The 11654-nt window shown below is 73.9% G+C and carries 9 protein-coding genes; 5 read left to right on the forward strand and 4 right to left on the reverse strand.

Annotation, left to right across the window (positions count from 1 at the left end; genetic code table 11):
* Window positions 1-4: 4 nt before the first annotated feature.
* The 3 genes from ACIQ87_RS05000 to ACIQ87_RS05010 all read right to left on the reverse strand — a co-directional run bounded on the left by ACIQ87_RS05000 (window position 5) and on the right by ACIQ87_RS05010 (window position 4034).
* Window positions 5-727 carry an ABC transporter permease gene (locus ACIQ87_RS05000; RefSeq protein WP_402401594.1) on the reverse strand — a complete coding sequence of 241 codons (723 nt, stop codon included), beginning with the start codon at window positions 725-727 and terminating at the stop codon, window positions 5-7.
* Complete coding sequence (locus ACIQ87_RS05005; protein WP_402401597.1) at window positions 724-1698, reverse strand: ABC transporter ATP-binding protein; 975 nt, start codon at window positions 1696-1698, stop codon at window positions 724-726. The genes ACIQ87_RS05000 and ACIQ87_RS05005 overlap by 4 nt, the downstream gene beginning before the upstream one ends.
* A gap of 182 nt (window positions 1699-1880) precedes the next feature.
* Window positions 1881-4034 carry an alpha/beta fold hydrolase gene (locus ACIQ87_RS05010; protein WP_402401600.1) on the reverse strand — a complete coding sequence of 718 codons (2154 nt, stop codon included), beginning with the start codon at window positions 4032-4034 and terminating at the stop codon, window positions 1881-1883.
* Window positions 4035-4347: 313 nt separating this feature from the next.
* Between ACIQ87_RS05010 and ACIQ87_RS05015 the strand changes: the two genes are divergently transcribed.
* The 5 genes from ACIQ87_RS05015 (at window position 4348) to ACIQ87_RS05035 (ending at window position 10461) form a co-directional block, all read left to right on the forward strand.
* Window positions 4348-4542, forward strand: coding sequence for a DUF2304 family protein (locus tag ACIQ87_RS05015; protein ID WP_049658010.1), 195 nt, complete (start codon window positions 4348-4350; stop codon window positions 4540-4542).
* Between the two features lie 30 nt (window positions 4543-4572).
* Window positions 4573-5481: an N-acetyl-1-D-myo-inositol-2-amino-2-deoxy-alpha-D-glucopyranoside deacetylase gene (gene mshB, locus ACIQ87_RS05020; protein ID WP_402401604.1), complete on the forward strand. Its 909-nt coding sequence runs from the start codon at window positions 4573-4575 to the stop codon at window positions 5479-5481.
* A complete protein-coding gene (locus ACIQ87_RS05025; protein WP_402401607.1) occupies window positions 5478-5936 on the forward strand; it encodes a DUF6113 family protein in 459 nt (152 codons plus the stop codon). Before mshB ends, ACIQ87_RS05025 begins: the two co-directional genes overlap by 4 nt.
* Before the next feature lie 244 nt (window positions 5937-6180).
* On the forward strand, window positions 6181-8568 hold the full coding sequence (locus ACIQ87_RS05030) for a peptidoglycan binding domain-containing protein (RefSeq protein WP_402401610.1): 2388 nt from the start codon (window positions 6181-6183) through the stop codon (window positions 8566-8568).
* 174 nt (window positions 8569-8742) lie between these two features.
* On the forward strand, window positions 8743-10461 hold the full coding sequence (locus ACIQ87_RS05035; protein ID WP_402401613.1) for an ABC transporter family substrate-binding protein: 1719 nt from the start codon (window positions 8743-8745) through the stop codon (window positions 10459-10461).
* Between the two features lie 35 nt (window positions 10462-10496).
* Here ACIQ87_RS05035 and ACIQ87_RS05040 read toward each other — a convergent pair whose 3' ends face one another.
* Complete coding sequence (locus tag ACIQ87_RS05040; RefSeq protein ID WP_402401616.1) at window positions 10497-11546, reverse strand: ABC transporter ATP-binding protein; 1050 nt, start codon at window positions 11544-11546, stop codon at window positions 10497-10499.
* Window positions 11547-11654: the final 108 nt, after the last annotated feature.

Below are 11654 nucleotides of genomic sequence, written 5' to 3' on the forward strand. Positions count from 1 at the left end.
ATCATCATGCCTGGCGGGTGTCGCGGCGGTACAGCGCCGCAGCGGCGGCCGAGAACACCACGAGGAAGCCGGCCAGCCCGGCGACGGCGACGGTGTCCAGGGAGTGCCCGGGCTGGATGAAGGCGGCCAGCTTGTTGTACAGGAACACCGGGTTGAACCGGGCGAACTTCTCCAGCGAGCCGCTCACCGGGAACCAGGTGCCGCCGAGCAGCGCCATCGCCATGTAGGTGATCATCACGATCGGCTGCACCGCGTCCGGCGCCGCCGCGTACCCGAGTGCCACCCCGAGCGCGGCGAAGACGAAGCTGCCCAGCCAGAGCGCGGCCGCCAGTGCGACCCACTGCGCCGCGCCCAGCGAGACGCCCTGGCTCGCGCCGACCGCGAAGACCACCAGGATCGCCGGCAGCGTGGTGACCGCGGTCGCCGCGATCTTGCCGACGGTGTACGCCCGGCCGGGCAGCGCGGTCAGCCGCAGCTGGCGCACCCAGCCGCTCTTGCGCTCCAGCGAGATCCGCTGGGCGTTGCCGGTCAGCACCGCGCCGACCGCGCCGAAGGTGGCCATCGAGACCATGAAGTACGTCTTCACCGACAGGCCGCCGGCCAGCTGGGTGGAGCCGTAGGCGTTGATGAAGAAGAAGTACATCAGCGCCGGGTAGGCGATGGTGAAGAGCAGGTAGCGCCGGTTGCGGAGGGTCCGCAGGATCTCCAGCCTGATCAGGGTGGTCATCGCACGCTCTCCTTCTCGGTGCTCCCGGTGTCGGCGCCCCGGGCGCCGTCCTCGCGGTCCAGTTCCCCGGTGATGGTCAGGAAGGCCTGTTCCAGGCCCACGCCGGTGACCTCCAGCCCGCGCGGGTACAGGCCCGCCCGGTAGGCACCGGCCACGGTGGCGTCGGCGTCCGCGGTGCGGATCCGCACCGTGCGCACCCCGGGGACCCTCGCGGTGACGTCCAGCGACTGCACGCCCGGCAGGGTGCGCAGCACGGACTCCTCGAACCCGCCGTCCGCGTCGTGGAGTTCGAAGGCGATCCGGCGGGCGCCGGCCCTGGCCTTGATCTCCGCCGAGCTGCCGTCGGCGATCAGCCGGCCCCGGTGGAGCACCAGGACGCGGTCGGCGATCGAGTCGGCCTCCTCCAGGTAGTGGGTGGCGAACAGCACCGTGCGCCCGGCGTCGGCCTGGGCGCGCATGCTCGCCCAGAACGACTGCCGCACGCTGACGTCCATGCCGGTGGTGGGCTCGTCCAGCACGATCAGGTCGTTGTCGCCGGCGATGGCCAGGGCGAAGCGGACCCGCTGCTCCTGGCCGCCGGACAGCTTGTCGACCCGCCGTTCCGCCAGCTCCGTGATCCCGGCGTCGGTCAGCACCCCCGTGACCGACCGACCGCGCGGGTGCACGTCGCACGCGAGCCGGACCAGCTCACGCACCTTGACGTCGGACATCAGCCCGCCGCTCTGCAGCATCGCGCCGACCCGGCCGGCCTCGATCGCCGCCCGCGGGGCGCCGCCGAACAGGGTCACGCTGCCCCGGTCGGGCTCGCGCAGACCGAGCAGCAGGTCCAGGCTGGTGGACTTCCCGGCGCCGTTCGGCCCGAGCAGGGCGACGGTCTCGCCCGGCCTCAGCACGAGGTCCAGTCCGTCCACGGCGCGCACCCGCCCGTAGCTCTTGCCGACGCCGCGGAAGGCGGCCACCTCGGTACCCATCGCCCCGCTCCTCTTCCCTGGTGGTTCTCGCGTCCGGTGCTGTTCGCACCACCTCAGAGTCCCGCGCGGGCGGGTGGCGGCGGCAGTGTCCGCCGTCGTGCCTTCGGCATGACGGATGTCATGCCGGCGGCCGGTACCCCCGTCAGGGGCACCGGCCGCGGAAGGCGCTGGTCAGCGGGGTGTCACAGGCCCAGCGAGCGCTTCACGAAGTCGACCTGGAGCAGCAGCAGGTTCTCCGCGACCTCCTCCTGCGGGGTCATGTGGGTGACGCCGGACAGCGGCAGCACGGTGTGCGGGCGCCCGGCGGCGAGCAGCGCCGAGGACAGCCGCAGGGTGTGCGCGGCCACCACGTTGTCGTCCGCCAGCCCGTGGATGATCATCAGCGGGCGCTCCAGGCCGGCCGCGTACCCGCTCAGCGAGTTGGCGGCGTACACCTCGGGCCGCGCGGCCGGGTCGCCCAGGTAGCGCTCGGTGTAGTGGGTGTCGTACAGCTCCCAGTCGGTCACCGGCGCCCCGGCCACCGCCGCGTGGAAGACGTCCGGGCGGCGCAGCACGGCGAGCGCGGAGAGGTAGCCGCCGTACGACCAGCCGCGGATCGCGACCCGGTCGAGGTCCAGCGGGAACTCCCCGGCGAGCGCCCGCAGCGCGTCCGCCTGGTCGTCCAGGGTGGCCCCGGCGAAGTCGAAGGCGATCGACTTCTCCCAGGCCGGCCCGCGCCCGGGGGTGCCGCGGCCGTCGGCGACGACCACCGCGAAGCCCTGGTCGGCGAACCACTGCGACTGGAGGTGCGGGTTGTGCGCCTGGTAGACGCGCTGGCCGCCGGGGCCGCCGTACGGGTCCATCAGGACGGGCAGCAGGCCGTCCCGCTCGCGGTCGTAGCCGGTGGGCAGGAAGACGGCGGCGGGGATGCGGCGCTCGCCGGCGAAGCGGAAGACCGGACGGGCGGTGATGACCGGGGTCTCGGCGTGGGAGGCGATGGTGGCGACGTCGTCGACCGCCACGCCCTCGGGCAGGTCCCGGGCGACCTGGACCAGGGTGCCGGGCAGGTCGGGCTCGGCGGTGGCCCGGACGGTGATGCCGCCGCCGTGCACCGCGCTGGTGACGGAGGTGAACGGCCGCCCGTTGGCGGACTCCCAGCCCAGCCGCTTGCCGTCGTGGCTGATCCGGCCGACGGCGATCCAGCCCGGCTCGGGGTCGGTCTCGCCGACGCCGCCGGCGGCGCTGAAGAACACCTCCTCCTCGGTGACCGCGACGACCGAGCGGACGTGCAGGTCGGCACCGGTCACGGTACGGTCGCCGATCACCAGCGCCCGCACCCCTCCCTCCTCGGAGATCCGGACCAGCTTGCCGTCCGGGGTCCAGGCCGGCGCGCCCGCGAACAGCTCCAGCCAGGCGCCGTCCTTCTCCTCGTGCAGCACCTCGGTGGTGCCGGTGGCGACGTCCAGGCCGAGGATCCGCTGGTGGCGCTGGTCGCGGGACTGGACCTGGAGCAGCGGGACGCCGCCCTTCGACCAGTGCACCCGGCCCAGGTAGGGGAACGCGGCGCGGTCCCAGACCACCTCGGTGCGCCCGCCGTGCAGGTCGAGCAGCCAGAGTCCGACCTCGGCGTTGGCGCTGCCGGCCGCCGGGTAGGCGACCTCGGCGGGCTCGCGGTCCGGGTTCGCCGGGTCGGCGATCCACCAGCGGCGCACCGGGCTGTCGTCGGCGCGCTCGACCAGCAGCCGGTCGCTCTCCGGGGACCACCAGAAGCCGCGGTTGCGGTCCATCTCCTCCTGCGCGATGAACTCGGCCTGGCCCCAGGTGACGTTCGGGCCGTCCGGTTCGGCGAGCACCCGGTCGCCGCTGCCGTCGGCGCGGGTCAGCCGCAGCTCGCCGGCGGTGTTGGCGTACGCGACGTGGGTGCCGTCCGGGGACGGCCGCGGGTCCAACAGCGGCCCCTCGGCGGGCAGTTCGGCGGTGGCGCCGGTGGTCAGGTCGGCGGTGAACAGGCGGCCGGAGAGCGCGAAGGCGGCCAGGGTGCCGGCCGCGTCCAGGGCGTAGCCGACGATGCCGGCCGAGCCCTCGCGGCTGCGCTCGCGGCGGGCCTTCTCGGCGGGCGAGAGGTCCTCCTCGCCGCCGCCGAGCAGCGCGGCCGGGTCGGCGGCGATCCGCTCCTCGCCGGTGGCGGTGTCGAGGGTCCAGAGCAGGTTGGCCCGGTCGCGGCCGGAGGGCGAGCGGAGGAAGACGACCCGCGAGCCGTCCGGCGCGACGGAGAAGGAGCGGGGCGCGCCGACGGTGTAGCGCAGGGTCCGCGCGTACTGCCGGGGGAAGGTGTCGGCAGAGGTGTGGGAGGTCATGGCACCAGACCTTATGACGCCGAGCCACCACCCCCGGACGTGTGCTGATCACTCGTTCGGAGCATCGTCGCCAAGTACGCCCCAAAGAGGTCCAAACCGCCTCCGACCGGCCTATGCGCCCCTCGGATGCCACGATGCCCCGGCGCGCATGGACTCACCGAGGGTAATGCTCCCCTCACTCATCGGGTATGACTTGTCCGGCGAGTGATCGTCGGGCCCGTCCCGGACCGCGGTCGCCCGCAGCCCCCAGTCCCGCACCGTCCCTCGCCGCCCTCCCCGGGGGCGGCGTGCCCGAGAAGGGGTGTGAGCCGACATGGCCATGAACATCTCCGCCGCCGTGCTGATGCTGGTCATCGTGGTGATCCTGATCCGCCGGTCCGGCCTGAAGCTGGCGCACGCGATCGTCTGCGCGCTGCTCGGCTTCTACCTGGCCTCCAGCTCGATCGCCCCGTCGATCAGCCAGGTCACCAGCAACCTCGCCGGGATGATCAACGGCCTGAGGCTCTGACCCCGTCGCGGCGGTCGTAGGCTTCCTCCCATGACCGCGACTACCGGCCGCCGCCTCCTCCTGGTGCACGCGCACCCCGACGACGAGTCGATCGGCAACGGCGCCACCATGGCCCGGTACGCCGCCGAGGGCGCCCGGGTCACGCTGGTGACCTGCACCCTCGGCGAGGGCGGCGAGGTGATCCCCCCGGAGCTGGCCCACCTGACGGCCGATCGGGAGGACACCCTCGGCGCGTACCGGATCGGTGAGCTGACCGAGGCCATGCGCGCCCTCGGCGTGACCGACTTCCGCTTCCTCGGCGGCCCGGGGCGCTACCGCGACTCCGGGATGATGGGCGTGCCCGAGAACGACGTGCCCGGCTGCTTCTGGCGGGCGGACGTCGAGGAGGCGGCCGGCCACCTGGTCGCGGTGATCCGCGAGGAGCGCCCGCATGTCCTGGTCACGTACGACCCGGACGGCGGCTACGGGCACCCGGACCACATCCAGGCGCACCGGGTCGCGATGCGCGCGTACGAGCTGGCCGCCGACCCGGCGCACCGGCCGGAGCTGGGCCCGGCCTGGCGGATCGCCAAGGTGTACTGGAACCGGATGCCCCGCTCGGTGATCGAGGCCGGGCTCGCCGAGGCCGCCGCCAAGGCGTCCTTCCCGGGCGTCGCGCAGCCCGCCGACATCCCCGGCGTGGTCGACGACGAGCTGGTCACCACCGTGCTGGACGGCTCCGCGTACGCGGGGCGCAAGGCCGCCGCGCTGACCGCCCACGCCACCCAGATCACCGTGGACGGCGCGTTCTTCGCGCTCTCCAACGACCTCGCCCAGCCGCTGTTCACCACCGAGTACTACCAGTTGGTGCACGGCCAGGCCGGGCCGGGCGAGCCGGAGGACGACCTGTTCGCCGGCCTCGGGCCGGACGCCGCGCACGCCGAGGAGGGCACCCGATGAGCAAGCCCGCCGCCGGGCCGGCCCGCCGCCCGCTCGCCGCCGTCGTCCTCGGCACCCGCGAGGAGCGCCTGGCCGAGCCCCAGCCCCCGCGCATCGCCCGGATCGCGGCCTACGTCCTGTTCTTCCTGCTGGGCGTCGCGGTGTCGGTCTGCGGATCCTTTGTGCAGGCCCTGTGGCCGCCGGTGGGGATCCTGCTGGCGCTCGCCGCGACCGCCGCCACCTTCTACGCCGGCCTGCGGGTCACCGGCACCCGGCTCGGCGCGGGCGCGCCCGCGGCCGGCTGGTTCCTGGCGATGCTGCTGCTGATCGTGCCCCGGCCCGAGGGCGACAACGTGCTGTGGTCCAACGCCACCTCGCTGGCCTGGCTGTTCGCCGGCTCGGTGCTGGGCGTGATCTGCGCCACCCTGCCCACCCGCACCAGCTGGTTCCCCGGAGTGCCCGGCCCCCCGCGCTGACCCCGGTCGTGCACGGCGTACCGTACCGCGTACGACGCGCAGTCAGGAGCGAACGGCCTTACTCTCATACCGGAGGAACCGGACGTATCAGGATCTGTCCGAAGCCGTTCGCCGCTCTGTTCTTCCCAGTATGGTGGTCCCGCAGAACGCCGTACCCGACCGCCGCCCGCCCCAGTCAAGGCCCGGCGACCACGAACCGCGGTCGCGCCGCACGGCCCGCCCGCGAACCCGGAGCAGAGCAGCATTGAGCAGCCGCGAATCTGACAACGCCCACCCGACGCCCCGGCGCACGGGTCCGGACGCCTACCCGTCGGGCACGCCGCCCTACGGCACACCGGCGGGGCTCCCCGGCGGCGACCGGGCCGACGCGGGACCGGGCGCCGCGTCGGGCGGCGAGGACGACGGTCCGAAGACCGAGACCACCCTGACCACCCGGGTCCGGATCAACATCCCCGGCTCGCGCCCGATCCCGCCGGTCGTCGTCCGCAGCACCGTCAAGAACGAGGACGGCCCGGGCGATGACGCCCCGGCCGCCGCCCCGGACGCCCCGCGGCACCGCTCCGCGCCGGCCTCTCCCGTGCTCGGCGTGATGGAGGACGGCGGCCGCCAGGCCTCCCCGCCGAACCTGCCGCCGGAGTGGCAGATCCCGCCGATCCCGCCGGCCACCTCCGAGTCGGAGTCCACCGGCGCCTGGTTCCGGCCGCGCCAGAAGAAGGCCCCGGTCGCGGAGCCCGCCCCGGCCGCCGTGCCGGCCGGTGCCGCGGCCGCGACGCAGGCCCAGGCCGCGCCCGCCGCCGCCGAGCCTCGCTCGCAGGGTGCCCGTCCGGCGGTCCGCGGGGGCGGCGCCCCGAACGGCCGTCCGGTGCCCGCCCAGGGCAAGCAGCAGGCCCCGGCCGCGCCCGCCGCGCCGTTCCACGCCGAGGCCCCGGTGGAGGAGCCCGGCGTGTACGAGCCCGCCGACCCCTTCGCTCCGGTCGCCGACCCGTTCGCCCCGGTCGCCGACCCGTTCGGCACCTCCGTCCCCGACACCGACGCGCAGAACGGCCTCCCCCAGCGCAACCGCGGGAAGCGGAGCGGGCAGCAGCCCGGCGGCCGGCCGCAGTCCGGCCCGCAGAACGGCTTCAGGGCGAACGGCCACCCGACCGCCGCACGGCACCCGCAGGCCGGTCCTGGCGCCGAGCCCAGCCCCGAGGACACCTCGGTCGACGGCTTCGCGCCGATCCGCGACAACACCCCGCCGCCCGCCCCGATACCCGGTCTGCCCCGGAACGGTGCCCCGCTCGGCGCCGACGGCGGTCCGCAGCCGGGCCTGTTCGCCTCGGCCCCGACCGGCACCGACCCGTTCGCCACCCAGCGCCCGGCCGCTCCCGGCCAGGACGCGGCCACCCCGGCGGGCCCCGGCGCCCTCTTCCCGGGCGCGCCCGGTACCGCCCCGCAGCCCGGCGGCGACCAGGAGGCCACCGCGCTCACCCCGCTGCCGGCCCCGGCCCCCGGCCCGAGGCCCGAGGGCGCCAAGAACGCCAAGGGGAGCAAGACCCCCAAGGGCGACAAGGGTCCCAAGGGTGCCAAGGGCGACAAGGCCGCCCCGGCCCCTGCTCCGGCCCCCACCCCGGCGCCCGCTCCGGCCCCCGCACCCGCGAAGGCCGAGCCCGCCGCCCCCGCCAAGGCCAAGCGCGGCGGAGCCGGCAAGAAGCTGGTCAAGCTGGGCGTCTACGGCGTCGGTGCGGTGCTCTTCCTCGGCGCCGCCGCCTACGGCACCGGACTGATGCTCAACCAGTCGGACGTCCCCAAGGGCACCGTGGTGCTCGGCGCCGAGATCGGCGGCAGCAGCCGTGACCAGGCGATCCACCAGCTGGACGAGTCGGTCGGCAAGGCCGGCCAGCAGCCGCTCAAGCTGAAGATCGGCGACCAGACCGTGGACCTCGACCCGGCGGTCGCCGGGCTGAGCTTCGACACCACCGCAACCGTGGACAGTCTGGCCCAGCACAGCTACAACCCGGTCGACGTCATCAAGTCGCTCAAGGGCGGCACCAAGGCCGTCGCCCCGGAGGTCAAGGTCGACCGGGCCAAGCTCAAGGCCGCCCTCGACTCCCTCGCGGCCGGCTCCGGCCAGGGCCTCCAGGAGGGCTACGTCAAGTTCGGCGACGTCAACGGCGAGCCGATCGTCGTACCCGGCCGGGCCGGCCAGGCGGTGGACTCGGCGAGCGCCCTGGACGCGATCGAGGAGGCCTACCGCGGCCGCGCCGACGGCAAGCCCGACCAGCCGATCGCCCTGGCCGTCACGGCCGCCCAGCCGAAGATCTCCACCCAGGCCCTCCAGGCCGCCGCCGACAGCCTCGGCAAGCAGGTGGCCGCCGGCAAGGTGCACGTCACGGCCGGCGCCAAGACCTGGGACTTCGGCCCGAAGACCGCCGCCAAGGCGCTCACCCTCGTCCCGGACGCCTCCGGCAAGATCGTGCCCAAGTGGGACCTCGACGCGCTCACCGGCCAGCTGGGCACCGCGTTCGACAAGGTGAAGGTCAAGAAGAACGGCCAGCTCAGCCCGATCACCCCGCAGGACGTCGCGGACGGCATCACCTCGGTGTTCGACAAGACCGGCGACAAGGACCGCACCTTCAAGTTCGCGGTCTGACACGTTCACGGACCCCGCCGCGGTCGGACCCGTCGCGGCAGGACGCCGCGGCGTCCGACGAACCCGCGCCCCGAGGGGCGGGCCCCATCCGGGCCCGCCCCTCGACAACGCCCCTCCCGGTCAGCAAGATGTGACGCCACACCATCCGCCACATCCACCCCGGGGAGCACGCCGATGCGCCGCCGCCTCCAGCACCACGGGACGGCCCTGCTCGCCGGTCTCACCGCCCTCACGCTCTCGCTGGCCCTCTGCTCCTGCACCTCGAACCAGGACGACACCGCCGCCGACGCCCTGCCGTCCGCCCTCGCCTCGCCCAAGCTGACCTCGATCGACATCAACCCCCACGACCGGGCCCAGCTGCGCCAGGGCGGCACCCTCAACCTGGCAGCCGCCCAGTTCTCCCGCCAGTGGTCGCCGATCCACGCCGACGGCAGCGACTCCTCGACCGTCATGGTCAGCAAGCCGCTGCTGCCGACCTTCTTCCGCTCGGACGCGGCCGGCACCCAGACCCCCAACCCCGCCTACCTGCAGGAGGCGCACGCCGAGTTCAGGGACGGCCGGCAGGTGGTCACCTGGACGCTCAACCCGAAGGCCCACTGGTCCGACGGCACCCCGATCACCTGGCGCGACATCGAGGCCAACTGGCGTGCCCTGAACGGGAAGGACCCGGCCTACAAGTCCTCCAGCAGCACCGGTTTCGAGCTGGTCTCCGCGGTCGAGCGCGGCAAGGACGACTACCAGGCCGTGATGACCTTCGACCACCCGTTCTCCGAGTGGCAGTCGATGTTCAACAGTGCCGGCAACGCCCCGCTGCTGCCCGCGAGCCGGATCTCCACCCCGGAGCTGTTCAACACCTCGTACCTGGACGCGTTCCCGGTCACCGCCGGCCCGTTCAAGGTCGAGCAGCTGGACCGCGCCGCCCAGACCGTCACCCTGGTCGCCGACCCCGCCTGGTGGGGCGACAAGCCCATGCTGGACCGGGTCGTCTTCCACGCGATGCTGCCCGACGCGATGGCCACCGCGTTCGCCAAGGGCGGGATCGACCTCGTCAACATCGGCCCGGACGTGGCCGGTTACCAGGCCGTCAAGAACACCAAGGGCGCCGAGGTGCGCCGCGCCGGCGGGCCCGACTTCCGCCAGCTCACCCTGAACGCCCGCACCCCCGCCCTCAGCGACGCGACCGTCCGTCAGGCCGTCTTCCAGGCGATCAACCGGGACGTGGTGATCCGCTCCGACCTCAGCGGCCTGGACTGGCCGGCCGTCCCCCTCAACAACCACCTGCTGGTCACCAACCAGAACGGCTACCGCGACAACTCCCTCGGCCTGGCCCGCTACGACCCCGCCGAGGCCGCCCGCAAGCTCGACTCCGCGGGCTGGAAGCTGGACGGCGACGTACGGAAGAAGGACGGCCGGGAGCTGAACCTGCGGATGGTCGTCCCGGCCGGCGTCACCCCGGCCCAGGCCGAGGCCGCCAACACCACCAGGATGCTCAAGGACGTCGGCATCAAGGTCACCACGGTGACCGCCGCCGCCAACGAGTTCTTCGAGAAGTACGTCAACCGCAACGACTTCGACATCGCCGCCTACTCGCTGATCGGCACGCCCTTCCCGGCCAGCGGCAACCGCGCCAACTTCGTCCAGAGCGGCGGCACCAACCACGTCGGCGCGGGCAGCCCGGCGGTGGACGCCGCGCTCGACCGGGCCGCCGCCGCGGGCGACGCCGCCACCGCCTCCGAGGCGATCAACCAGGCCGACGGCGAGCTCTGGAAGGTGGCCGGCGTCCTGCCGCTCTACCAGCGCCCGCAGCTGTTCGGGGCCCGCGCCGACCTCGCCAACATCGGCGCGCCGGGCCTGTCCGACATCGTCTGGGAGAACGTCGGCTTCGTGAAGTAGCCGCCCGCCGGCGCGGGGCGGGCCCGGGGCGGGCCTCAGCCGTGCAGCGTCTCGCGCCAGTAGTGGCAGGCGCTGCGCCGGCCCGCCGACTCCGCCCCGTGCTCACCGGTGACCGGCGTCAGCGGCGGGAGTTCGGTACGGCAGCGGTCCTGGGCGCGGCTGCAGCGCGGGTTGAACGCGCAGCCCTCCGGGAGGCTCAGCAGGCTCGGCGGCAGCCCCTTGATGGCGTGCAGGTCCTGGCCCTTCTGGTCCAGCCGGGGGATCGAGTCCAGCAGTCCCCTGGTGTACGGATGCGCGGGCCGGGCGTACAGCTCGTGCACCGGGGCGGTCTCCACGATCCGGCCCGCGTACATCACGGCGATCTTGTCCGCGACATCGGCGACCACACCCAGGTCGTGGGTGATCAGGATCAGCCCCATGGTGTACTCGGCCTGCAGCTCCGCCAGCAGGTCCATCACCTGGGCCTGCACCGTCACGTCCAGGGCCGTGGTGGGCTCGTCCGCGATGATCAGGTCCGGTTCCAGGGCCAGCGCCATCGCGATCATGATCCGCTGCCGCATGCCGCCGGAGAACTGGTGCGGGAAGTCCCCGACGCGCTGCCTGGCGGCCGGGATGCGCACCCGCTCCATCAGCTCGATCGCCTTCTCCCGGGCCTCCCTGCGGGAGACGCCCCGGTGCGAGCGGAACATCTCGCCCAGCTGGTAGCCGACGCTGAGCACCGGGTTCAGCGCGGACAGCGCGTCCTGGAAGATCATCGCGATGTGCCGGCCCCGGATGGACCGCCGGGCATCGCCGCCCATGGTCAGCAGGTCCTCGCCGCGGAACAGGATCCGTCCCGAGGCGATCCGCCCCGGCGGCATGTCCAGGATGCCCATGATCGCCTGCGCCGTCACCGACTTGCCCGAGCCGGACTCCCCCAGCACCGCCAGCGTCTCCCCCGCCGCGACGGAGTAGCTCACCCCGTTGACGGCCTTGGCGACGCCGTCCCGGGTGTGGAACTCCACGTGCAGGTCGTCGACCTCCAGCAGCGGTGTCCCGGGCTCCAGGCTCCCCCGACCGCCGCCGATCACCTCCACCGCGTCCATCAGCGCAGCCCTCCTCGGCACCCCCGCGTCCACCGCCGGGCGCAGAGCAACTATCAAGGAACGGGCCGCACTTGGCGAGCCTGCGGCAGGTCTCTTTTCCGTCACGGG

Origin of the sequence: Kitasatospora sp. NPDC096204 (genome assembly GCF_044763205.1) — a bacterium.
Lineage (GTDB): Bacteria > Actinomycetota > Actinomycetes > Streptomycetales > Streptomycetaceae > Kitasatospora.